19 protein-coding genes are annotated in these 24147 nt (G+C 59.1%); 10 read left to right on the top strand and 9 right to left on the bottom strand.

The genetic code is table 11. The annotated features are described in order from the left end of the window. Nucleotides 1-18: 18 nt before the first annotated feature. Entirely contained in the window at nt 19-3486 is a 3468-nt protein-coding gene (gene mfd, locus I6L47_RS01495; RefSeq protein ID WP_216949294.1) for a transcription-repair coupling factor, read from the bottom strand. Between the two features lie 55 nt (nt 3487-3541). Next, nucleotides 3542-4117 carry a hypothetical protein gene (locus tag I6L47_RS01500; RefSeq protein WP_005336991.1) on the bottom strand — a complete coding sequence of 192 codons (576 nt, stop codon included), beginning with the start codon at nt 4115-4117 and terminating at the stop codon, nt 3542-3544. Nucleotides 4118-4193: 76 nt separating this feature from the next. Here I6L47_RS01500 and I6L47_RS01505 point away from each other — a divergent pair, with 76 nt between their 5' ends. From I6L47_RS01505 to lolE, 3 genes are all read left to right on the top strand, one after another. After that, nucleotides 4194-5429 carry a lipoprotein-releasing ABC transporter permease subunit gene (locus I6L47_RS01505; protein ID WP_005345085.1) on the top strand — a complete coding sequence of 412 codons (1236 nt, stop codon included), beginning with the start codon at nt 4194-4196 and terminating at the stop codon, nt 5427-5429. 97 nt (nt 5430-5526) lie between these two features. Next, nucleotides 5527-6225, top strand: a complete 699-nt coding sequence (gene lolD, locus I6L47_RS01510; RefSeq protein WP_005336988.1) for a lipoprotein-releasing ABC transporter ATP-binding protein LolD — start codon at nt 5527-5529, stop codon at nt 6223-6225. Next, nucleotides 6225-7466, top strand: coding sequence for a lipoprotein-releasing ABC transporter permease subunit LolE (gene lolE / locus I6L47_RS01515; protein ID WP_216948480.1), 1242 nt, complete (start codon nt 6225-6227; stop codon nt 7464-7466). The genes lolD and lolE overlap by 1 nt, the downstream gene beginning before the upstream one ends. 87 nt (nt 7467-7553) lie before the next feature. Here lolE and yfbR read toward each other — a convergent pair whose 3' ends face one another. Next, complete coding sequence (gene yfbR, locus I6L47_RS01520) at nt 7554-8144, bottom strand: 5'-deoxynucleotidase (RefSeq protein WP_216948481.1); 591 nt, start codon at nt 8142-8144, stop codon at nt 7554-7556. A gap of 92 nt (nt 8145-8236) precedes the next feature. Then, nucleotides 8237-8671: a YccF domain-containing protein gene (locus I6L47_RS01525; RefSeq protein ID WP_005336982.1), complete on the bottom strand. Its 435-nt coding sequence runs from the start codon at nt 8669-8671 to the stop codon at nt 8237-8239. 441 nt (nt 8672-9112) lie between these two features. Here I6L47_RS01525 and tig point away from each other — a divergent pair, with 441 nt between their 5' ends. The 7 genes from tig (at nt 9113) to I6L47_RS01560 (ending at nt 17736) form a co-directional block, all read left to right on the top strand. Next, on the top strand, nt 9113-10423 hold the full coding sequence (tig, locus tag I6L47_RS01530) for a trigger factor (RefSeq protein ID WP_005345092.1): 1311 nt from the start codon (nt 9113-9115) through the stop codon (nt 10421-10423). An 86-nt stretch (nt 10424-10509) separates the two neighbouring features. Next, nucleotides 10510-11133: an ATP-dependent Clp endopeptidase proteolytic subunit ClpP gene (clpP, locus tag I6L47_RS01535; protein WP_005336979.1), complete on the top strand. Its 624-nt coding sequence runs from the start codon at nt 10510-10512 to the stop codon at nt 11131-11133. 70 nt (nt 11134-11203) lie between these two features. Continuing rightward, nucleotides 11204-12478: an ATP-dependent protease ATP-binding subunit ClpX gene (clpX, locus tag I6L47_RS01540; RefSeq protein ID WP_005336977.1), complete on the top strand. Its 1275-nt coding sequence runs from the start codon at nt 11204-11206 to the stop codon at nt 12476-12478. Nucleotides 12479-12619: 141 nt separating this feature from the next. After that, nucleotides 12620-14974 carry an endopeptidase La gene (lon, locus tag I6L47_RS01545; protein WP_005336976.1) on the top strand — a complete coding sequence of 785 codons (2355 nt, stop codon included), beginning with the start codon at nt 12620-12622 and terminating at the stop codon, nt 14972-14974. 240 nt (nt 14975-15214) lie between these two features. Next, nucleotides 15215-15487 (top strand): nucleoid-associated protein HU-beta, encoded by a 273-nt coding sequence (hupB, locus tag I6L47_RS01550; RefSeq protein ID WP_005315375.1) that lies wholly within the window; start codon nt 15215-15217, stop codon nt 15485-15487. A 150-nt stretch (nt 15488-15637) separates the two neighbouring features. Further along, nucleotides 15638-17551: a peptidylprolyl isomerase gene (gene ppiD, locus I6L47_RS01555; RefSeq protein WP_216948482.1), complete on the top strand. Its 1914-nt coding sequence runs from the start codon at nt 15638-15640 to the stop codon at nt 17549-17551. Between the two features lie 35 nt (nt 17552-17586). Then, nucleotides 17587-17736 carry a hypothetical protein gene (locus I6L47_RS01560; protein ID WP_216948483.1) on the top strand — a complete coding sequence of 50 codons (150 nt, stop codon included), beginning with the start codon at nt 17587-17589 and terminating at the stop codon, nt 17734-17736. A gap of 102 nt (nt 17737-17838) precedes the next feature. On the opposite strand, the gene I6L47_RS01565 is transcribed toward I6L47_RS01560, so the two are convergent. The 5 genes from I6L47_RS01565 to I6L47_RS01585 all read right to left on the bottom strand — a co-directional run bounded on the left by I6L47_RS01565 (nt 17839) and on the right by I6L47_RS01585 (nt 24096). Beyond that, complete coding sequence (locus tag I6L47_RS01565) at nt 17839-19431, bottom strand: ABC-F family ATPase (RefSeq protein ID WP_216948484.1); 1593 nt, start codon at nt 19429-19431, stop codon at nt 17839-17841. Nucleotides 19432-19598: 167 nt separating this feature from the next. Further along, on the bottom strand, nt 19599-21251 hold the full coding sequence (locus tag I6L47_RS01570) for a cation acetate symporter (protein WP_026035062.1): 1653 nt from the start codon (nt 21249-21251) through the stop codon (nt 19599-19601). An 11-nt stretch (nt 21252-21262) separates the two neighbouring features. Next, nucleotides 21263-21574, bottom strand: a complete 312-nt coding sequence (locus I6L47_RS01575) for a DUF485 domain-containing protein (protein ID WP_005336970.1) — start codon at nt 21572-21574, stop codon at nt 21263-21265. Nucleotides 21575-21679: 105 nt separating this feature from the next. After that, nucleotides 21680-22306, bottom strand: coding sequence for a 3'-5' exonuclease (locus tag I6L47_RS01580; protein WP_216948485.1), 627 nt, complete (start codon nt 22304-22306; stop codon nt 21680-21682). 2 nt (nt 22307-22308) lie between these two features. After that, nucleotides 22309-24096 (bottom strand): putative nucleotidyltransferase substrate binding domain-containing protein, encoded by a 1788-nt coding sequence (locus I6L47_RS01585; protein ID WP_216948486.1) that lies wholly within the window; start codon nt 24094-24096, stop codon nt 22309-22311. Nucleotides 24097-24147 lie beyond the last annotated feature (51 nt).

The following is a 24147-nucleotide window of genomic DNA, read 5'->3' on the forward strand; positions in this document are numbered from 1 at the left end:
CGCTAGCGTTGCAGAGCCTCACAGGCTGTTGCTGGCCAGATCAGCCAGCAAACCATCTACCAGTTTCAGGCGCATGGCGCGATCCTGGGTCGGCACCTGGAAGCGCAGCCGGGTCGGCCCGTCCATCTTGTAGACCCGTGGCTGGCTGGAGAGCAGCTTGACCAGATAGGCCGGATTGACCTTGGTCTCCTGGGTGAAGTCGAGATAGCCGCCGCGCTCGCTCATCTCCACCCGGCGAATGCCAAGGGCGGTGGCGCGCTGGCGGAAAGCGGCCAGCTCCAGCAGGGTTTTGGTCGCCTCCGGCAAGAGGCCGAAGCGGTCGATCAGCTCCACTTTCAGCTCGCGCAGCTCCTGCTCGTCCGCCGCACTGGCGATCCGCTTGTACATGGAGAGACGCATGTTGACGTCCGGAATATAGTCATCCGGCAGCAGTGCAGGCAGGCGCAGTTCTACCTCGGTGTGCTGGCTCATCAGCTGCTCCAGCGATGGCTCCTTGCCATTTTTCAGTGCCTCGACCGCCTGCTCCAGCATCTCCATGTAGAGGGTGAAGCCGACCGATTCGATCTGGCCGCTCTGATCGTCGCCGAGCAGTTCGCCCGCGCCACGGATCTCCAGATCGTGGGTCGCCAGCGCAAAACCGGCGCCGAGATCTTCAAGCGAGGCGATCGCCTCCAGCCGCTTCGCCGCATCCTTGGTCATCAGCTTGGGATGGGGGGTGAGCAGGTAGGCATAGGCCTGATGGTGAGAGCGGCCAACCCGACCCCGCAGCTGGTGCAGCTGGGCCAGACCCAGGTGATCCGCCCGATCCATGATGATGGTGTTGGCGCTTGGCACGTCGATGCCGGTCTCGATGATGGTGGTGCAGACCAGCAGGTTGAAGCGCTGGTGGTAGAAGTCGGACATGATCCGCTCAAGGTCGCGCTCGCGCATCTGGCCGTGGGCGATGCCGATGCGGGCCTCCGGCACCAATTCGGCAAGATCGGCGGCGCACTTCTCGATGCTCTCCACGTCGTTGTGCAGGTAGTAGACCTGACCGCCACGCTTCAATTCCCGCAACACCGCCTCGCGCACCACCGCCGGTTCGTGCTGGCGCACGAAGGTCTTGATGGCGAGCCGCTTGGCGGGCGGAGTCGCGATGATGGAGAGATCCCGCATGCCGGACATCGCCATGTTGAGGGTGCGCGGAATGGGGGTAGCGGTGAGAGTGAGGATATCCACATCGGCCCGTAGCGCCTTGATCTTCTCCTTCTGGCGCACCCCGAATCTGTGCTCCTCATCGACGATGAGCAGCCCCAGATCCTTGAAAGTGAGCTCGGAGCCGAGCAGCTTGTGGGTGCCGATGATGATATCCACCTTGCCTTCGGCCAATTCCTTCATCACAGCGCTCTGCTCTTTAGCTGAGCGGAAGCGGCTCAGCACCTCGACCCGCACCGGCCAGTTGGCGAAGCGGTCGCGGAAGTTGTCGTAGTGCTGTTGCGCTAGCAGGGTGGTAGGCACCAGCACGGCAACCTGCTTGCCGCCGTGGACGGCCACAAATGCCGCCCGCATAGCCACTTCGGTCTTGCCGAAACCTACGTCGCCGCACACCAGTCGGTCCATGCTCTTGGCCTGACACATGTCCCCCAGCACCGCATTGATGGCGTTGAGCTGATCGTCGGTCTCCTCGAACGGGAAGCTTGCGGCAAACTGGCGATAGGCCTCTTTGTCGTGCTTGAAGGCAAAACCGGCGCGGGCGGCGCGATGAGCGTAGACATCCAGCAATTCGGCTGCCACGTCGCGCACCTTCTCCGCCGCCTTGCGCCGCGCCTTGCTCCAGGCTTCACCGCCGAGCTTGTGGCTGGGTGGGTTATCAGAGCCGGTGTAGCGGCTGATAAGGTGCAAACTGGTGACCGGCACGAACAGCTTGTCGCCGCCGGCATATTCGAGGGTCAAAAACTCGGTGGGCAGACCACCGGCATCGATTGTTTCGAGCCCCAGATAGCGGCCGACCCCGTGATCCAGATGGACCACCGGCTGACCCTGGGTCAGCTCGCCCAGGTTTCTGATCACCGCATCGGAGCTTAAGTTTTTGCTCTTCTCCCGCGCTCGCTTGCTGCGCACCTTGCCGCCCAGCAGTTCGGTCTCGGTGATCAGCGCCAGTGGATCCTGACCGGCCTCCTGCCACAGGAAGCCACGTTCAAGCGGTGCCACCAGCAGGCCGTGACGATCCTGGCTTGCCATAAAGGCGTCGAGGGAGGGGAACTCTTTAGGTTGCAGCGAGATACGCGCCAGCAGATCGCCGAGCACCTCCCGCCGTCCTTCGGACTCCACCGCAAACAGGGTGCGCCCGGCAAAGCCTTGGAGGAACTGGTTGAGCGCCAGCAGGGGTTGCTCTTTGCTGTGATCGAGTTGCAGATCCGGCAGGGCCGAGATGGGCAGATCGTGCTGACCAGCATCACCGGCGGTAGCGGCCTCTTGCAGCCGCACCGCGCCATATTGGCCTAGAGAGGCAAAGAGCTGCTCCACCGGCAGATAGAGCTGGGCCGGGGGTAGCAGGGGGCGGGTGTTGTCCCAGCGTCTGTCTTCATAGCGCTGGCCGATATCGTTCCAGAAACGCTGGGCGGCGGGGTAGATATCCCCCACGGTGAGCAGCAGGGTCTCTTCCGGCAGGTAGTCAAACAGGCTGGCGGTCTGGTTGAAGAAGAGCGGCAGATAATACTCGATGCCGGCAGGCCAGCGCCCCTTGCTCACCTCCTGATAGACGGAGCCCTCGGCCCGCGACGGCTCGAACTGCTCGCGAAACTGGCCGCGAAACAGTTCGATGGCCGCTTCGTCGGTAGGGTATTCCCGGGCGGGCAGCAGGCTGACCGTCTTGACCGGTTCGCTGGAGCGCTGGGTCTCGGGATCGAATGGGCGGATGGAGTCCACTTCATCGTCGAAGAAGTCGATGCGATAGGGGCTGCTACTGCCCATGGGGAAGAGGTCGAGCAGGGAGCCGCGGGCGGCAAATTCGCCATGTTCCAGCACCTGATCCACCGCCACGTAACCCGCCTCGGCCAGCCGCCCGCGCAGCTGTTGCAGGTTGAGGCGCTGACCGGCCTTCACCATCAGGCTGTATTTGTCGAGATAGACCCGAGGGGCGCAGCGCAACATCAGGGTAGAGATGGGGACAATCAATACCCCCTTGCTCATCTGTGGCAGCTTGTAGAGGGTCTCTAGCCGCTGGGAGATGATGTCCTGATGGGGGGAGAAGGTGTCGTAGGGCAGGGTCTCCCAATCGGGGAACAGCAATACGGGGGCGGACTGATCGGCTAGCTGCTTGTCTGCCAGCAAATACTGTAGCTCCTGCTCCAGGCGCAGGGCGCTCGGGGTATCGGCGGTGATAAGCAGTACCGGCCCCTTGGCTTCACTGGTGAGACGGGCTGCAATCAGCGAGAGGCTGCTGCCGACCAGCTGGCCGAGCGTGATCTTTTGGCCCGCTTTGGCGGGCAAGGCGGGGAGTGTCATTGGCATGATTCGATTCTTTTAACGTTGACGTTATCTATCGCGACGTTCGCTATGGTTAGCGCTGACGTTCTTGGGCGCGCAGCTTGAGCTGCTTCGATTGCACGTGGAGGCTGGCACGAACCAGCAGTTCACGGTCATCTTCGCGGATCCGCACATAGTCGAGCTGCACATGGGTGCCATGTTCACCGCCGTCGAGCTGTTTGACCTGGCCATAGCAGTAGATGGCGGCCGCCTCTTCCCGCAGGAAGATCTTGAGGCGCACTATCTGGTGCAGGTGCGGCGCAGCCCCGTGATCATGATAGGGGTGCAGGTAGGTGAGCTGGCCAGCCCCGAAGCGCAGGGTGTGAAAGCGCTGCTCCGGATGGTCCTGCAGGGAGAGCACATAGCCCATGATCATGTCGATCTTGCGGGACTGCTGATTGACGATCTCGATCAGGTCGTGCATCGACTCGTTCTGGTTGCGCAGCAGGCGAGTGGTCACCAGATCGATGGAGGTAATGGCCGAAGAGATCCGAAAGGGCTCCGGCAGCTCAGCGTCCAGCTCCTCCAGCGAGGGGAGGTGGAAGTCGGCCGGCATGGGGATCACATTGACCGGCGTGGCATGAGTGACGCTGAAGAACTGTTCCTGCATGGAGGCTATCCCTTGTTGTCATGGACGGTTTCCCTTTATTATCCGGTATCTTATTTTGTTGGCAACGTACATATCCTTGAAGACCGGACTTTTTCAGCCCCTTTCGCTGGCCATCGGCCTGCGTTATGCAGGCTCGAAGCGCAGCAATCGCTTCGTCTCATTTATCTCCCTGTTCTCTACCTTTGGCATCGCCATCGGGGTTGCCGCCCTGATGGTGGTCATTTCGGTAATGAACGGTTTCGAAGGGCAGCTCAAAGGGCGCATCCTCGGGGTGATCCCCCATGTGGTGGTGACCAATCAGGCTGGCCGCATTGATGCAGACCCGCAAGGCTTGCCGGATCTGGCCAAATTACCCCATGTGGTCGCCTCGGCCCCCATGCTCGACAGCGAAGGGATGCTGCAAAGCCCCGGCCAGCTGACTGGGGTGAGCGTGCAGGGGATCGACCCTGCAAAGTGGCCCAAGGATGACATCCTGCACTCCCAGATGCTGGGGGGGCGCCTCGATACCCTGCAGGCTGGCCACTACCGCATCGTGCTGGGGCAGGGGGTGGCACGCCGTCTCAATGTCTCCATCGGCGATCAGGTTCGCCTGATCCTGACCGAAGGGACCCGCTTCACCCCGTTTGGTCGGGTACCGGCCCAGCGCCTCTTTACCGTCTCCGGCATCTTCGGGGTCGGTGCCGATGTGGATAACCAGATTGCGCTGATCGCCCTGGGGGATGCCCAGCGACTGCTGCGCCTGCCGCCAGAAACCGTCGGTGGCATTCGCCTCTGGCTCGATGATCCCTTTGCCGCTGACGAGGTGATCAAGACGCCGCTGCCGGATGGCTTGCTATGGCAGGATTGGCGCCGCGAGCGGGGCGAGCTGTTCCAGGCGGTCGCCATGGAAAAACGGATGATGGGGCTGATGCTGGTTCTGATCATCGCCGTCGCCACCTTTAACATCCTCTCCGCGCTGGTGATGGTGGTGACGGACAAGGAGGGCGAAGTGGCCATCCTGCGCACCATGGGTATGAGTGAATCAGGGATCGTCAAAATCTTTATGGTGCTTGGCGCCTCCAGCGGGGTGATTGGTGCCCTGTTTGGCGGACTGGCGGGCCTTGCGCTCTCCTTGGGTCTCAACCCTCTGCTCAATGCGGTGGGGCTCAACCTCTATATGGCGGCGGGCGGCAGTGGCCTGCCGGTCATTGTCGAGCCGGCTCAGGTCATCACCATCTTGCTGGGCGCCGTGCTGCTGAGCTTCAGTGCCACCCTCTATCCGGCGGCCCGCGCCGCGCGGGTGAAACCGGCCGAGGCGCTGCGTTATGAGTAATGCCGTGAATAATACATCTTCTGTTGTTACCTCCGGTGTGAGTACCGGCGTTGTTACTGGTGCCTCTGTGGTCACTGGCGTAAGTGGAGCCCCTGTTATGAATGAAGCCGTATCCCGTGAACCTCTGCTGCGCTGCCAGGCGCTCAATCATGTCTATAAAGAGGGTGAGCTGGAGACTCAGGTGCTCAAGGGGATCGATCTCTGTGTCGCGCCCGGTGAAATGCTGGCGGTTGTGGGGAGCTCGGGCTCCGGCAAGACCACTCTGCTGCATCTGATGGGGGCCCTCGACAACCCCTCCAGTGGCGCCGTGCTGTTCAAGGGGGAGGATATCCACCATTGGGATAGCCGCACCCAGGCCCGTTTTCGCAACCGCGAGCTGGGCTTTGTCTACCAGTTTCACCACCTGCTCTCCGAGTTCAGTGCGCTGGAAAATGCGGCCATGCCGCTCTTGATCGCCGGTGAGTCGGTGGCGGTTGCCACCGAAAAGGCGACCAAAATGTTGGGTAGGGTAGGGCTCTCCCATCGCTTGAACCACCGTCCCTCCGAGCTTTCTGGTGGCGAACGTCAACGTGTAGCGATCGCCCGGGCGCTGGTCAACGAACCGAGCTTGGTGCTGGCGGATGAGCCCACCGGTAATCTGGATCACGCCAGTGCCACCGCGGTGTACGAACTGCTGTGTGAACTGAATCGTGAACTGGGCACTGCGTTTGTGGTGGTGACTCACGACTTGAGCCTGGCGGCCAAGCTCCATCGCCGGGTGACCCTGGTGAGCGGCGTGATGGCGGAGGTTGCCTGATGTTCAAACCGCTGCCCCTCTTTTTGGGCCTGCGTTACAGCCGCTCCCGCCGTCGCAACGGGTTTATCGCCTTTATCTCTGCCTCTTCTCTGATCGGTATCGCCCTCGGGGTGATGGCGCTGATCCTGGGCCTCTCCGCCATGAACGGTTTTGAGCGGGAGCTTAAAGATCGGGTGCTCTCGGTCGTGCCGCAAGGTGAGCTGGACGCCGTCGAGCGGCCGCTGCCGGATTGGCCACGTCTGCGTGACTACCTGCTGGCCCAGCCGGGCGTTGAGGCGGCCGCGCCGGTCATTCGCCTCAATGGCCTGCTGGAGCATGGCTCTGCCCTCAAGGGGGTGCAACTGCGCGCCGTGCTGCCTGAACTGGAAGCCAATCTGTCGGATGCCGGCAAATACATGACGGGCCGTGGTCTGCGTGAGCTGCAACCGGGTGAACGTGGGGTGATCCTTGGCAAGACCATCGCCGACAAGCTGGGGGTCAAGGTGGGGGATTCGGTCGCCCTGCTGCTGCCGCAAGGGGGTGATCAGGCGGGGATCAAGAATCCTCGGCGCGAAGCCCTGACCGTGGTGGGGCTGCTGGAGATCGGTGGTCAGCTCGACGGTCTGCTCGGCTTTATGCATCTGGCCGATGCGCAAGCGATCACCGGCATGGGCAGCGGCGTGGAGGGCTTCAGCCTACGGGTGAGCGATGTGCTCAAGGCGCAATCCATCACCGTAGCCGCCGCGCAGCAGTTCCCTCATCACGTCTATATCCGCAGCTGGATGAACAGCCAGGGCTACCTCTATCAGGACATCCAGATGGTGCGTACCGTCATGTATGTGGTGATGCTGATGGTGGTGGCAGTGGCCTGCTTCAACATCGTCTCCACTCTGGTGATGGCGGTGAACGAGAAGCGCAGCGAAATCGCCATCCTGAAGACCATGGGGGCGAGCCCCGGCCAGATCCGGCTCACCTTCGTCATTCAGGGGATGGTCAACGGCGTGGCCGGTGCCCTGCTCGGCGCCCTGCTGGGTGGTCTGCTCTCCAGCAAGCTGACCCAGATCCTGAGCGTTGTCGAAAAGCTCATCGGTCACCGCTTCCTCAATCCGGATATCTACTTTATCGACTTTTTGCCGACCGAGTTGCATATGCAGGATCTACTCATCGTGACGGGCGCCGCCATCCTGATGAGCCTGGTGGCGACCCTCTATCCCGCCTGGCGGGCGAGCGGTCTGGTACCCTCCCGCGAGCTGGGTCACTGATGCGTTGCATCTAATGCGCAATAAAGAACGAAGGGCCCGCTGGTGCAAACCGGCGGGCCCTTCTGTTTTCAGGTCATGTAGACTGGCTTAGTGAGCGTTAAGCTCATCGAGTGGCAGGGAGAAGCTGGCTACGAAGGTGTCGATAAAGTAGCGCATCTCATCGCTCATCCGGGCTGCCAGCATGGCTTCAAGGCGCTTGCGAGCCGGTTCGAACTCCCGGTTGCCCGCGTTGATCTCCTCCAGACACTTGGTATAGGCGCAGAGTGTGTCGGCATCCTTGACCAGCCTGGCCAGCCCGTCATCCTGGGCTGCCGAATCGAGCAGGGGGCGAAAGTCCTCCACCAGTTCCGGCGGCAGCATGCCAAGTAGACGCTGCTCGGCGGCCAGTTCTATCTTCTTGTACTCGCGGGCAATTTCGGGGTTGAAGTATTTGACCGGGGTAGGCAGATCGCCGGTCAGCACTTCACTGCTGTCGTGGTAGAGGGCCATCACGGCGGCGCGGTCGGCATTCACGCTGCCGCCAAACAGCCGGTTTTTGATGATGCCGAGGGCATGGGCCACCATGGCCACCTGCAGGCTGTGCTCGGCGATGTTTTCCGGCTGGATGTTGCGCATCAGGGGCCAGCGGTAGATGAGTTTCATGCGGGCGAGATTGGCAAAAAAATGGCTGGGTAACATGATGGCCTCAACAAAAGAGAATAGAAAAGGGCAGACCCTAGTCTGCCCTTTTTTTCGTTGCAGGGCAGCGTCTGCCCGCGCATTTCCCGTGTTTAGCGGATATAGCGGCCCGATTCCGCCTCCTGGTTGGTCACAATCATCTGGCCGATAGGAGCCAGACTGATGAGTGCCAGCTTGAGGTGCTGGATACCGAACGGGATACCGATAATGGTTACGAAGCAGGCCAGCGCGGAAGCGATGTGGCCGATGGCCAGCCAGACACCGATCAGCACAAACCAGAGGATATTGCCAATCAGTCCCAGAGTGCCGGTGCCGATATCGCTCTGGCCGGTCATGGTCTTGCGATTGACCGCCTGCTTGCCAAACGGGAAGAAGGTAAAGGTGCCGATCACGAAGCAGGCACGTCCCCAGGGGATGCCGACCAGCGAGATAAAGCAGACAAGACCGGCCAGCCACCAGGCCAGGCCCATAAAGACACCTCCCAGTACAAACCAGAGCAGATTGAACAAGAAGCGGAAAAAGGCCATGTGAGTGACTCCAGATCATCAATTTGGTTGCCACCATAACGAGGGAGGGGTAGGGACGCAATGGTTGATTGGTTCAATCGTCATTTGGCTGGTCAAATTGAGTCGCCGCCCGCAACGGTGGGCTGTTTTTCGGCGAAAGATGGGCAATAAAGCGGCGTTCGGATGAAAAAAGGTGAGCAAACGCAAAATTATTGCCATCGGATAGTTGAAGTCTGGCACCTCTCTCCCCATATAAAGGGCAGTTTTGCACGAATTGTGCTTGCGCGCCGCTCAATGTGGGGGATGTGTAGCTCGACTCGACCAAAGTGCGCCGCTATAATGCCGCGTCATATTTTCTCATCACAAAGACATATCGTTGTCTTTATAAACAGGAAGACTCCGGGCTTTGCCCAGGGGCAATAAAGGGTCAGCACACAGTGCTGAGTTGAACGAGGTAGAAGAATGCAAGTTTCTGTAGAGACAACCCAGGGTCTGGAACGCCGTCTTACCATCACTGTACCGGCCGCTACCGTAGACGCCGCTGTGCGTAAAGAATTGAATGGCCTGGCCAAAACTCGTCGCATCGACGGTTTCCGTCCTGGCAAGGCTCCGGTTGCCATCATCAAGAAGATGTTCGGCGCCATGGCTCACGCCCGCGTTGCTGATGAAATGATGCAGAGCAACTTCATCAAAGCCATCATCGAAAACAAATTGAGCCCGGCCGGTGCCCCGACCATGGATCCGAAAGAGATCAAAGAAGGTCAGGATTTCGAATTCACCGCCACTTTCGAAGTGTATCCGGAGTTCGAAGTTGCAGGTCTTGAGACCATCAAGGTCGAGAAGCCGGTTGCGACCGTGAAGGATGAAGATCTGGCCAACATGATCGACACCCTGCGCAAGCAGCACGCTACCTGGGCTGATGCCGATGTTGCCGCTGCCAATGGCATGCGTGTGACCATGGACTTCGTCGGTTCCATCGACGGTGAAGAGTTCGACGGCGGCAAAGCTGAAGGCTTCAACCTGGTGCTGGGCGCTGGCCGCATGATCCCGGGCTTCGAAGACGCCATCCTGGGCAAGAAAGCGGGCGACGAGTTCACCATCGAAGTGACCTTCCCGGCTGATTACCACGCTGAAAACCTGAAAGGCAAAGAAGCCAAGTTCGCTTCCAAGCTGATCAAGGTTGAAGAGCAGATCCTGCCTGAGCTGACCGAAGAGTTCGTGAAGCGTTTCGGTATCGAAAGCGGTTCTGTTGAAGAGCTGAAAGCTGAAGTGCGCAAGAACATGGAGCGCGAACTGGCTCAAGCCCTGAAAAACAGCGTGAAAGAGCAGGTTCTGAACGGTCTGGTTGAAGCCAACCAAATCGACCTGCCGAAAGCAGCTGTTGCTCAAGAGATCGACGCACTGCGTCAGCAGGCTCTGCAGCGCTTCGGTGGTTTCCAGGGCGGTAACGCTCCCGAGCTGCCGGCTGAACTGTTCCAGGCTCAAGCCGAGCGTCGTGTACGCGTAGGCCTGCTGCTGGGTGACGTGATCCGCACCAACGAGATCAAGGCTGACGATGCCCGTGTAAACAGCATCATCGAGTCCATGGCGACTGCCTACGAAGATCCGAAGGAAGTGATCGAGTACTACCAGAAGAACGAACAGATGCTGAACGGCGTTCGTAACCTGGCAGTAGAAGATCAAGCCATCGACCTGATCCTGTCCAAAGCGCAAGTGACCGAAAAAGAAGTTGCCTTTGACGAAGTGATCAACAAGTCTGGCGCCGCTGCCTAAGAACATTTGACTTAAGGTCAAGACTGTTAAGTATAATGGCTCGTGTGATCTCCACTCGGGCCATTTTATTTTAGGGACAATGCCTTATGTACAAGAACTATAACGATATGACCGATTCTCCCAGCAATGCGCTGGTCCCCATCGTGGTCGAACAGACTGCCAAGGGTGAACGTTCCTACGATATTTACTCCCGTCTGCTGAAAGAGCGGGTGATCTTCCTGACTGGTCAGGTTGAAGATCACATGGCCAATCTGGTGGTTGCCCAGTTGCTGTTCCTCGAGTCCGAGAATCCGGACAAGGACATCTATATCTACATCAACTCACCGGGTGGTTCGGTGACTGCGGGCATGTCCATCTATGACACCATGCAGTTCATCAAGCCGGATGTCAGCACTGTGTGCATGGGGCAGGCCTGCTCCATGGGTGCCTTCCTGCTGGCTGGCGGTGCCAAGGGCAAGCGTTTCTGCCTGCCTAATGCCCGCGTGATGATCCACCAGCCGCTGGGTGGCTTCCAGGGGCAGGCATCTGATATCCAGATCCATGCCCAAGAGATCCTGAAGATCAAAAATACCCTGAACGAGCGCCTGGCGTTCCACACCGGTCAGGACATGGCTACCATCGAGCGTGACACCGACCGCGACAACTTCATGTCCGCCGAGCAGGCTGTGGCCTATGGTCTGGTAGACGGTGTCCTGAGCCAGCGTAGCTGAGCAGGGTGTCCCGGTCTGTTGTAAACTCAACAGGCCGATCCATCCTCTATTGATAAAACGAGGTTGCTGAATGACAGAGAAACGCAAGGGTGAGGGCGATAAGCTGCTCTACTGCTCTTTTTGCGGCAAAAGCCAGCATGAAGTGCGCAAGCTGATCGCTGGCCCTTCCGTCTACATATGTGATGAGTGCGTCGAGCTGTGCAACGACATCATCCGCGAAGAGATCCGCGAGATCTCGCCCAAGCGCGATGGTAACGAGCTGCCGACCCCTCATCAGATCCGCGCTCATCTCGATGACTATGTGATCGGGCAGGAGTACGCCAAGAAGGTGTTGGCCGTTGCCGTCTACAACCACTACAAGCGTCTGCGCAACAGCGGCGAAAACAGTGGTGTGGAGCTCGGCAAATCCAACATTCTGCTGATTGGCCCGACCGGTAGCGGTAAAACCCTGCTGGCCGAGACTCTGGCTCGTCTGCTGGATGTGCCGTTTACCATGGCCGATGCGACCACTCTGACCGAAGCCGGTTATGTGGGCGAGGACGTGGAGAACATCATCCAGAAGCTGCTGCAAAAGTGCGACTACGACGTGGAGAAGGCCCAGCGTGGCATCGTCTATATCGACGAGATCGACAAGATCTCCCGCAAGTCGGACAACCCCTCCATCACCCGGGATGTCTCCGGGGAAGGGGTACAGCAGGCACTGCTCAAGCTGATCGAAGGGACCATCGCTTCCGTGCCGCCGCAAGGTGGTCGCAAGCATCCGCAGCAGGAGTTCTTGCAGGTTGATACCTCCAAGATCCTCTTCATCTGTGGCGGTGCTTTTGCCGGTCTGGACAAGGTGATCGAGCAGCGTTCCGTGAAGGGAACCGGTATCGGTTTTGGCGCCGAGGTGAAATCCAAGGATGCCAAGGCCACCCTGAGCGAAACCTTCGCCAAGGTGGAGCCGGAAGATCTGATCAAATATGGTCTGATCCCCGAGTTCATCGGCCGTCTGCCGGTGGTCGCGACCCTGACCGAGCTGGACGAGTCTGCCCTTATCCAGATCCTGAAAGAGCCGAAAAACGCGCTGACCAAACAGTACGCTGCGTTGTTCGATCTGGAAGGGGTTGAGCTGGAGTTCCGTGACGACGCGCTCAACGCCATTGCCCGCAAGGCGATGGAGCGTAAAACCGGTGCTCGTGGTCTGCGTTCCATCGTGGAAGCCGTGCTGCTGGATACCATGTATGACCTGCCTTCTCTGGAAGGGGTCAGCAAGGTGGTGATCGACGAAACCGTGATCAAAGGGGACTCCGCGCCCTTGATGATCTACGAAAATCCCGAGACCCAGGCTGCTGCATCAGAGTAAATGTCTGATTTTTAATCAAATGGAAGGGGCTTTTTGCCCCTTTCATGCTTTTTACGGTTTCGGCGATTGAATCTCATCTCAGCGCCCCCATATACTCAGCCAAGCGCTTTGCCAACGGTATAACAAGCCGAGAGGACATATATGAACCTAGAGCGTTCAGAACGCATCGAGATTCCCGTCCTGCCTCTTCGTGACGTGGTGGTTTATCCCCACATGGTCATTCCACTCTTTGTGGGGCGGGAAAAATCCATTCGCTGTCTGGAAGCGGCCATGGAGCAGGACAAGAAAGTTCTGCTGGTGGCCCAGAAGGATGCGTCAACCGATGAGCCAACGGTGGAGGAGATCTTCACCGTCGGGACAGTGGCCAATATTCTGCAGATGCTCAAGCTGCCGGACGGCACCGTCAAGGTGCTGGTAGAGGGTGGGCAGCGTGCCCGCCTGGAGCGGATGATCGACGACAAGGATTTCTTTGTCTGCGAGGCTCAGTACATCCCCTCCCAAGCCATTGAGGAGAAGGATCAGGAAGTACTGGTTCGCTCCGCCATTGGCCAGTTTGAAGGCTATATCAAGCTCAACAAGAAGATCCCGCCCGAGGTACTGACCTCGATCTCGGCGATCGACGATGCTGCGCGTCTGGCTGACACCATGGCGGCCCATATGCCGCTCAAGCTGGAAGACAAGCAGAAGGTGCTGGAGATCGTCTCGGTTTCCGAGCGCATCGAATTCCTGATGGCGATGATGGAGTCGGAAATTGACCTGCTGCAGGTCGAGAAGCGCATCCGTACTCGCGTCAAGAAGCAGATGGAAAAGAGTCAGCGCGAGTATTACCTCAACGAGCAGATGAAGGCCATCCAGAAAGAGCTGGGTGAGCTGGAAGATAGCCCGGATGAGTTTGAAGCCCTCAATCGCAAGATTGAAGAGGCTGGCATGCCGGAAGATGCCCGTGAAAAGGCCCAGGCCGAGCTTGCCAAGCTGAAGATGATGTCTCCCATGTCCGCCGAGGCTACCGTGGTTCGCAGCTATGTGGACTGGATGGTACAGGTGCCGTGGAAGGCGCGCTCCAAGGTCAAGAAAGACCTTGGCAAGGCGCAAGAGGTGCTGGATGCCGATCACTATGGCCTCGAGAAGGTCAAGGATCGCATCCTCGAATATCTGGCGGTACAGGCACGGGTGAACAAGCTCAAGGGCCCCATCCTCTGTCTGGTTGGGCCTCCCGGTGTGGGCAAGACCTCGCTGGGCCAATCCATCGCCAAGGCGACCGGCCGCAAATATGTGCGGATGGCTCTGGGTGGGGTGCGTGACGAAGCGGAGATCCGTGGTCACCGCCGTACCTATATCGGTTCCATGCCCGGCAAGCTCATCCAGAAGATGGCGAAAGTCGGCGTCAAGAACCCGCTGTTCCTGCTCGACGAGATCGACAAGATGAGCTCGGACATGCGTGGCGATCCCGCATCCGCCTTGCTGGAAGTGCTGGATCCGGAACAGAACAACAGCTTCAACGATCATTATTTGGAAGTGGATTATGACCTGTCGGACGTGATGTTCGTGGCCACCTCCAACTCCATGAACATTCCGGGTCCGTTGCTGGACCGGATGGAAGTGATCCGTCTCTCCGGTTACACCGAAGATGAGAAGCTCAACATTGCCAAGCAGCATCTGGTTGCCAAGCAGATCCAGCGCAACGGCCTGAAAGAGTCCGAGATCACCATCGAAGATTCTGCCCTGGTCGGAGTGATCCGCTACTACACCCGCGAGGCGGGGGTGCGGAGTCTGGAGCGCGAGATCTCCAAGATTTGTCGCAAGGCGGTCAAGCGCATCCTGCTGGACAAGAGCATCAAGCATGTTCAGGTCAATCAGGAGAACCTCAAGGAGTTCCTCGGGGTGCAGCGTTTCGATTACGGCAAGGCCACCGACCAGAATCAAGTGGGTCAGGTGTGTGGTCTGGCGTGGACCGAAGTGGGGGGCGATCTGCTCACCATCGAGACCACCAACATGCCGGGCAAGGGCAAGCTCACTTATACCGGTTCCCTCGGTGACGTAATGCAGGAGTCGATCCAGGCGGCCATGACGGTCGTACGAGCCCGTGCCGAGAAGCTGCGCATCAACGCCGACTTCTACGAGAAGCGCGATATCCACGTGCACGTACCGGAAGGGGCCACCCCGAAAGATGGTCCGAGCGCCGGTATCGCCATGTGTACCGCCCTGGTCTCCAGCTTGACCGGTAATCCGGTTCGTGCTGATGTGGCGATGACAGGGGAGATCACCTTGCGCGGCGAAGTGCTGCCCATCGGTGGTCTCAAGGAGAAGTTGCTGGCAGCCCATCGTGGCGGCATCAAGCGAGTGCTTATTCCGAAAGAGAACGAGCGTGACCTTGAGGAGATCCCGGCAAACGTCAAACAAGACCTTGAAATTTATCCGGTTCGCTGGATTGACGAGGTGCTGGAATTGGCGTTGCAGGACAATCCACAGGGGTTTGAGCGCGTTTCTGTCGTGTAAATGTTGATGCGCCGCAAATTTGGCGCATTCGGCGGGTGGTTAAGGCTTGCATGCGCCCGATAACGGAAGTAGCCTTGACCACCGATCGGGTACTCGTGATGAGTCGCAATGCGTTGTGTGGCGCGGGTTTGCGCCAGATTGTCACTTGCAACTGATCAGGAGGCTTGCTATAAAACCTCCACTTGTTGTGGCCAGGGAAATCAGCGCCGCAGCGGTGTTTGATAAAAGGGGAATATAAGAGTGAATAAATCTCAACTGATTGACAAGATTGCAGACGGTGCCGATATCTCCAAAGCTGCCGCTGGCCGTGCGTTGGATGCCTTCATTGATGCTGTTGGTGAAGCGCTGAAAGAGGGTGACCAGGTTGCTCTGGTTGGTTTCGGTACTTTCGCTGTACGCGAGCGTGCTGCCCGTTCAGGCCGTAACCCGCAGACTGGCGCGACCATCGAAATCGCTGCTGGTAAAGTTCCTGCCTTCAAAGCCGGTAAGGCCCTGAAAGACGCTGTTAACTAAGTCGGTCGCTGATATCCGTCGGCTACCGTCCTTGGTCGCAGACCAGACAAGTTAGAGAGTCTTCTCTCATACTGATTGACCAAGGCGCATCGCAATCGGTGCGCCTTTTTATTGTTTACGCCCATCGAGTTCGGGAGCATAAGTACAAACATGATGTTGGATAAACTACGCGAAGGGGCGCAGGGCAAGGTAGCCAAGGTTATCTTGGGCCTGATCATCCTCTCCTTTGCCTTGGCTGGTGTAGGTAGTTACCTGAACGGCCCGGCCCGTACCGCCCCCGCCACCGTCAATGGCACCGAGATCAGTGCTGCGGCACTGGAAAATGCCTACCGTAACGAGCGCGCCCGCATGGAATCCCAGATGGGAGAGGCATTCAGCCAGCTGGCCGCGAACCCCGATTACATGAAACAGTTCCGTCGCGGTGTGCTGGATCGCCTGATCGATCAGGCTCTGCTGGACAGCAAGGCCCGTGAACTGGGTCTGCGTATCAGTGACGAACAGATCAAGCAAGCCATCGTGGCCATGCCGGAGTTTGCCGAAAACGGCAAGTTCAACAATGACCGCTATCTGCAACTGATCCGTCGTGCTGGCATGACTCCCGAAATGTTCCGTGACTCCCTGCGTCAGGACATGGTGCGTCAACAGTTGATGAGCGCCCTGCTGGGCACCGAATTCTCCCTCAAGGGTGAAGCGGAGCAGCTCGACAAGCTCTACAACCAGACTCGCGATCTGCGTCTGGTGCGTCTGGCTGCCGCCAACTACATGGCTGACGTTCAGGTCTCCGACAACGAGCTGGAGCAGTACTACAAGACCAATGGCGCCCGTTTCATGAACGACGAGCAAGTCAAGGTCGACTATCTGCTGCTGGACGCCGCCAACCTCGCCAAGGATATCAAGGTCACCGAGCAGGATGCCCAGGATTACTACGATCAGCACCAGGATCTGTTCCAGCGTGCCGAGCGTCGCCACGTGGCTCACATCCTGATCCCGTTTGGCAAGGATGAGAAAGCGGCCGAGCAGAAAGCAGAAGCCGTGCTGGCCAAAGCCAAGGCGGGCGATGATTTCGCTGCGCTGGCCAAGGCTGACTCTTCCGATACCTTCTCTGCCAAAAAAGGCGGCGAGCTGGACTGGTTCGAGAAAGGGGTGATGGAGCCGGCCTTCGAGAAAGCCGCGTTCGCCCTGAACAAGGCTGGCGATCTCTCCGGCGTGGTGAAGAGCCCGTTCGGTTTCCACATCATCAAGCTGCTGGGGGTTGAAGCAGCCCAGACCAAGCCGTTTGCCGATGTGAAAGAAGAGACCATCACTCGTCTGCAAGCTGACAAGGCCAAGGAGAAGTTCTTCGCCGAGCAGCAGAAGATGGCTGACAACAGCTTCGAAAACCCGGACTCGCTGGATCTGACCGCTGATGCCATGGGGATGAAGGTTCAATCTTCCGATTTCTTCACCCAGGCGACTGCTCCGGCTCCGCTGAACGATCCCAAGGTGCTCTCTGTTGCGTTCTCCGAACAGCTGCGCGATGACAATACCAACTCCGATGTGATCGAGCTGGCTGACGGCAAGGCGCTGGTGCTGCACATCACTGGTCACAAGCCCAAAGCGGTCAAGCCGCTGGCCGAGGTGAAAGAGCAGGTGATTGCCGCCATCAAGCATGACAAGGCCAGTGAAGTGGCCCGTGGCAAGGCCCAGGGCCTGCTGGACAAGCTGAAAGTCGGTGAGAGCATCACAGCCGATCTGACTGCACTCGGTCTGAAAGTGGAGACCCACCAAGGGGTTGCCCGCTTCGATCGCGAGCTGGATCAGAACCTGATTGCCCAGGCGTTCACACTGCCCCATCCGATCGACGGCAAGCCGAGCGTGGCTCTGGTTGCCGAGACCAATGGCGACCGTGTTGTGGTTGCGCTGGACAAGGTCAACGTCCCTGCCGCCGCATCCGGCATGGCCGCCATGCTGCAAGCTCAGCTGGGTCAGGGCAAAGCCCAGGTGGATTACAAGTCTCTGATCGACGAGCTGCGCAAAGCAGCCAAGATCGAGTACTTCACCAGTGTGGAAGCGACCGTCGAGTAATCGGCACTGCGCAACCCATTGAAAACGGCTCCTTGATGGAGCCGTTTTTTTATCTGTGGGCAAAAGAGGGGGATACTCAAGCTCTGCTCTCTGCTCTCTGCTCTCTGCTCTCTGCTCTCTGCTCTCTGCTCTCTGCTCTCTGCTCTCTGCTCTCTGCTCTCTGCTCTCTGCTCTGTGGCGTGTAGTCACACCACTGCTATATGCCATCTCAGTCGTCTAAATACGGGATATAAAAAAACCGGCACCTGAGTGCCGGTTTTGCATTGCGCACTTGCGCAGGAGCGGGGTTATACCACGCCCTGGGTGCGCAGGTAATCCTCGTAGGTGCCGCCGAAGTCGCGGATACCATCTTCGGTCAGTTCCAGGATACGGGTCGCCAGAGATGAGACGAACTCGCGGTCGTGGGAGACGAAGATCAGGGTCCCCTGGTAGAGCTCCAGTGCCATGTTCAAGGATTCGATGGATTCCATGTCCAGGTGGTTGGTCGGCTCATCCATGATCAGGATATTGGGGCGCTGCATCATCAGCTTGCCGAACAGCATGCGACCCTGTTCACCACCGGAGAGCACCTTGACCGGCTTCTTGATGTCGTCCTGAGAGAAGAGCAGACGGCCCAGTATGGAGCGTACAGCCTGCTCGTCTTCGTTCTCCTGTTTCCACTGGGCCATCCAGTCGAACACGTTGAGATCAGTGTCGAAGTCTTCGGCGTGATCCTGAGCGTAGTAACCGATCTGGGCGTTCTCGGACCACTTGATGGTGCCGGTATCCGGTGCCAGTGCGCCGACAAGGGTCTTGATCAGGGTGGACTTACCGATACCGTTGGTACCCAGAATGGCGACCTTCTCGCCCACTTCCATCATCATGTTGAGGCCCTTGAACAGGGGTGCCTCGCCATAACCCTTGGATACACCTTCCACTTCCAGGATGTTGCGATAGAGCTTTTTGTCCTGCTCGAAGCGGATGAATGGGTTCTGGCGGCTGGAGACCTTGACGTCCTCAATCTTGATCTTGTCGATCTGCTTGAGACGAGAGGTCGCCTGACGGGACTTGGAGGCGTTGGCGCTGAAACGGGAGACGAAGGATTGCAGATCGGCGATCTGGGCCTTCTTCTTGGCGTTGTCAGCCAGCAGGCGCTCGCGCGCCTGGGTGGCGGCCAGCATGTAGTCGTCGTAGTTGCCTGGGTAAACGCGCAGCTCGCCGTAGTCCAGATCCGCCATGTGGGTACAGACGGAGTTCAGGAAGTGACGGTCGTGAGAGATGATGATCATGGTGCTTTCACGTTCGTTGAGCACCTGCTCCAGCCAGCGAATGGTGTTGATGTCCAGGTTGTTGGTCGGTTCGTCCAGCAGCAGGATGTCAGGGTTGGAGAAGAGGGCCTGTGCCAGCAGCACCCGCAGTTTCCAGCCTGGGGCCACTTCGCTCATCGGGCCGTTGTGTTGCTCGAGCGGAATGCCGACACCCAGCAGCAGCTCGCCTGCACGTGCTTCGGCGGTGTAGCCGTCATACTCGGCAACCAGACCTTCCAGCTCGGCGGCCTTCATATAGTCTTCGTCGGTGGCTTCGAGGTTGGCGTAGATGGCATCGCGCTCGGCGATGGCTGCCCACAGCTCGGTGTGACCCATCATGACCACGTCCAGTACGCGCATCTCTTCGTAGGCGAACTGATCCTGACGCAGCTTACCGATGCGCTCGTTGACGTCCAGGCTCACATTACCGCCAGTGGGCTCCAGATCACCACCGAGGATCTTCATAAAGGTGGACTTGCCACAGCCGTTGGCGCCGATAAGGCCATAGCGGTTGCCGCCGCCAAACTTGACGTTGATGTTCTCAAACAGCGGCTTGGCGCCGAACTGCATGGTGATGTTGTTGCTACTTAACAAGGTATGTGTCCCGATTGGTCTGTCAAATGGCGCGCATTATGGCACAGATCCCCCGAAAGTTTTAGCGAGAAGTGTGATCTTGATCGGGGCAAGCGGGGCGTGCAGCCGATTGATGGGCAATAAAAAAAGCCGGCATGAAGCCGGCTTGGAAGTATGAACTTGATCTGTTAGTGGGAGGTGGCGCCAGAGGCACCCAGCCCGGTTTGGGAGCGAACGAACTGCGGCAGGAACTTGGCGTGTTCGTCGGCGGCGTTCTGGGAGCTGTCAGTGATGGAGAAGAACCAGATCCCGACGAAGGCCAACCCCATGGAGAAGAGGGCAGGGTATTCGTAGGGGAAGATGGCCTGGGCATGGCCCAGCACTTTCACCCACACGGTCGGGCCCAGGATCATCAGGGTTACGGCGCTCACCAGTCCCAGCCAGCCACCGTAGACGGCGCCACGGGTGGTCAGGCGTGACCAGAACATGGAGAGGAACAGCACCGGGAAGTTGCAGCTGGCGGCGATTGAGAAAGCCAGACCCACCATGAAGGCGATGTTCTGCTTCTCGAACAGGATCCCCAGACCAATGGCAACTACGCCCAGCACCAGAGTCGTCATCTTGGAGACACGCAGTTCATCGGTCTCGTTAGCCTTGCCCTTCTTCAACACGCTGGCATAGAGGTCATGGGAGACCGCAGAGGCACCGGCCAGGGTCAATCCGGCAACTACCGCCAGAATGGTGGCAAATGCCACGGCGGAGATGAAGCCGAGGAACAGGCTGCCACCGACCGCATTGGCCAGATGGACTGCCGCCATGTTGGTGCCGCCCAGCAGGGCGCCGGTGGCGTCCTTGAAGGCAGGGTTGGTGCTCACCAGCAAGATGGCGCCAAAGCCGATGATGAAGGTGAGGATGTAGAAGTAGCCGATAAAGCCGGTGGCGTAGAACACCGATTTACGCGCCTCTTTGGCATCGCTCACGGTGAAGAAACGCATCAGGATATGGGGCAGACCGGCGGTACCGAACATCAATGCCAGACCGAGCGAGATGGCGGAGATGGGGTCAGCAACCAGGCCACCTGGGCTCATGATGGCGATCCCTTTCTCGTGCACCTTGACCGCTTCGCTAAACAGGGCACCGATATCGAAGTTGACCGATTTCATGACCATGATGGCCATGAAGCTGGCACCGGAGAGCAGCATCACTGCCTTGATGATCTGCACCCAGGTAGTGGCCAGCATGCCGCCAAACAGCACGTAGAGCACCATCAGGATACCGACCAGCACCACGGCCACATGGTATTGCAGGCCAAACAGCAGCTCGATCAGTTTGCCGGCACCGACCATCTGGGCGATCAGGTAGAGGGCGACCACCACCAGCGAACCACAGGCGGAGAGGGTACGCACTTCAGTCTGCTTGAGACGATAGGAGGCGACATCGGCAAAGGTATATTTGCCGAGGTTGCGCAGCCGCTCGGCGATCAGGAACAGAATGATGGGCCAGCCCACCAGAAAACCGATGGAGTAAATCAGGCCATCGTAGCCGGAGGTGTAGACCAGCGCGGAGATCCCGAGGAAGGAGGCGGCGGACATATAGTCACCGGCGATGGCCAGACCGTTCTGGAAGCCGGTGATACGGCCACCGGCCGCATAGTAGTCGGAAGCCGAGCGGTTGCGCTTGGAGGCCCAATAGGTGATGAACAGGGTGGCGGCCACAAAGACCACGAACATCACGATGGCCGATACATTGAGGGGTTGGCGTTGTACCTCGCCGGTCAGCGCATCCGCTGCCAGCAGGGGGGAGGAGGCCAGTGAGGCCAACAGCAGCCACTTGCCTTTCATGCTTTTTGCGCTCATGACTGCACTCCCTTGAGGATCTTCTGATTCAGCTCGTCAAACTCGCCGTTTGCCCGAAACACATAGATGCCGGTCAACACGAAGGAGGAGAGGATCAGTCCCACCCCGACCGGAATGCCACGGGTAACGGTTGTGCTGTCGCTGAGCGGGGTGCCCAGCCAACCGGGGGCAAAGGCGATGAGCAGAATAAACGCCAGGTAGAGTCCCAGCATCAGAGCCGAGAGGGCCCAGGCAAAACGCTGGCGCTTGGCGACCAGCTCCTGGAAGTTGGGATCTTGCTGGATCCTCAGATAGCTTTGCTGTTCCATTGCAGTTCTCCATGACATGAGTGTCAGCGGTGGATGGGGTAACCCCGACGAGCAGGGGATCTGCTCATGTAAGCAAAATGTGAATTAAATGTTATTTGTCGACAATTAGACTTTGGGATAAGCCAGCGGCGAGCCGCAGGTCAGGCGCAGGTAGATGAGCGCGGCCGTGGTGGCATCGGCAAGGGCATCATGGGCGGGCAGGGAGGGGAGGGCCAAGTGACGGCAGATGGCATTCAAGTGGAGGTCAATGGCCGCATCGGGATAGCGGCGATAGAGGTGGTCGTGATAGAGCTGGCTCACCTCGATCCCTCGCTGGGGCAGGGTCAACCCCCACAATTTCTGGCAGGCGAGATTGAGAATACGCAGATCGTAGGCGATGTGATAGCCCACCAGTTCACGGGGGCCGATAAAGTGAAGCAGCAGGCGCAGCGCGGCTTCCAGCTCCATTCCCTGTTGCAGATCCTGATGGCGCAGACAGTGGATCACCACAGATTGGCTGGTCAGGCTGGCCGGTGGCTGTACCTTGATGGCGAGGGCCTCGCCGGTCAGCAGCCGGTTGCCCTGAATGCGCACCGCCCCGATGGAGACGATCTCGGCCTGCTCGGGATCGAGACTAGTGGTCTCGAAATCGAGGGCGATCCGTTCATCTTCCGGTGGGGTGGCAAAGAGCGGCGCGAAATCGCCCGTTCGGAACGCACGGCCATACCAGTAGCGTCGAACGCGGCTCAACATGGCTATTGTCTCAGACGAAAGTGCAAGGTGAGCCACTGCTGGAACTTCTTCACCTGATGCAGCGCCTGACGCAACAGATCCCGCTCGCTGTGGCTAAGCTCGCTTGTCTGCACCCGACTATTGCCCCCCTTGAGCTGGCTGCGCAGCCTAAGCCGGATAAAGAGCCGGAACGCCTCTGCCAGATTGCTGCCATAGTCGGCACTGAGCCGATCGGCGGCCACCAGTGCGTCGATACGCCCCAGGGTCGAGGTCTCCAGAATGCCTGCCTCAAGGGCCAACATGCGGATGCCGTGCACCAGCGGGAACAGGCCACCCCGTTTCAGATCCAGCCCTTCCGGTGGCTGTTCCAGCCGGCCAAAGAGGGTGAGCGGGGCATGAAAGGCCACTGCCGGTCGCACCATCTCCGCCAGCAGATCCCGTCTGTCTGCCAACTGCTCGCGCAGCGCTCTGGCAACCGGCAGATGGAGCTGTCGATCCCCCGCGATTGGGTGAGCATCGGCCAGGGTGGCGAGCCACAGCAGCTCATCCTCTTTTGCCGTGGTGCAGGCGCTGGCAATAGCGCTTTGCCACTCGCAGCCTGTTTTTACCCAGGCCGGATTGTTCACCATCACCTGCCCGGGGCAGAGGGGGTAGCCGAGGCGCTCCAGCAGGGCGCTGAATTCGGCCAGATCGGCTGTCTGGGTGGGCCATGTCAGCCCCTCTGGCAGGATCAGGGCGTTGTCCTGATCGGTTTTGAGGATCTGCTCGCCGCGCCCCTCCGAGCCCAGCATCAACAGGCAGATTCTATCCTGCACCTCGGGGGGGATCACCAGCGCAAAGGCTTTGGCGATCAGCTGTTCGTTGATGGTGGCGATCAGCTTCATCAAAAAGGCGGTGTGGATCCCTTGGGCAAACAGCGAGCGGGTCAATTGTTGCTGCTCGCGGGCGACCGCCTCTAGTGCCGGCAGGCTGTCGGCGCGGGCGATACGCAACGTCAGCACGTGGGAGTGGGTCGAGAAGAGCCCGAGCACCTGGGTCAGTTGCAAGATGCCCGCTACCTCGTTGCCGCGCCACACCACCAGTCGCTTGATGCGATGGCGGGTCATCAGCAGCAGGGCATCAAACAGATAGCTCTCCAGCAGCAGACCAATCAGCGGGGTAGGGGTCAGCACCGAGAGGGGGGCCGTCAGCGGCAATCCCTTGAGGGTCAGGGCATGGAGCAAGGTCTTGCGGGTTGCCAGCGTGAGGGAGCCGTCGTGGGCCGGGTAGAGCAGGCAATCGGTCCCCTTGCTCACCATGGCTTCGGTCGCCGCCAGCAGTGACAGCTTGCTGTCGACGATAAGCGGTGCCTGCAGGTGGCCGGGTTCGATGCGGGTCAGGATAAATTCCGCCAGATTCTTCTGACCCAGTTGTTCGCGTTGCTCCTGCTGGCGCTGGCGTTCGGCCAGATTGGCGGTGAAGTAGCTGGCAAACTGCGGATCCTGCTCACAGAGCGCCAGAAAGGTGTGGCGAGGGATGAGCTGACAGAGGCTATCTTCCAGCGCGGTGAAGCGGTGGCGGCAGCGGCCATCAAACTGGGCGCGCACATCGAACAGATCATCAACCCCGTAATCACCAAAATGGTGGTGAGGGGCAGACTCTTCCACCGCCCCCTTGATGATGAGATAGAGGCCGGGAGGCTCGTCCCCCTCTTTTAGCAGCAGCTCCCCGGCCCGAAAATAGCAGAGCGAGAGGTGACGGGAGAGCCGCTCGCGCGCCTCCTCGCCCAGTCGGTCGAACGGTGGTCTGGCAAAATTGAACAGGGTTGACATGACAGCGTCCTCTGCTGGCTTGCGGCACTCATGCAGCTCCCAGTGTGACAA

The organism is Aeromonas sp. FDAARGOS 1417 (assembly GCF_019046985.1).
GTDB lineage: Bacteria > Pseudomonadota > Gammaproteobacteria > Enterobacterales > Aeromonadaceae > Aeromonas > Aeromonas veronii.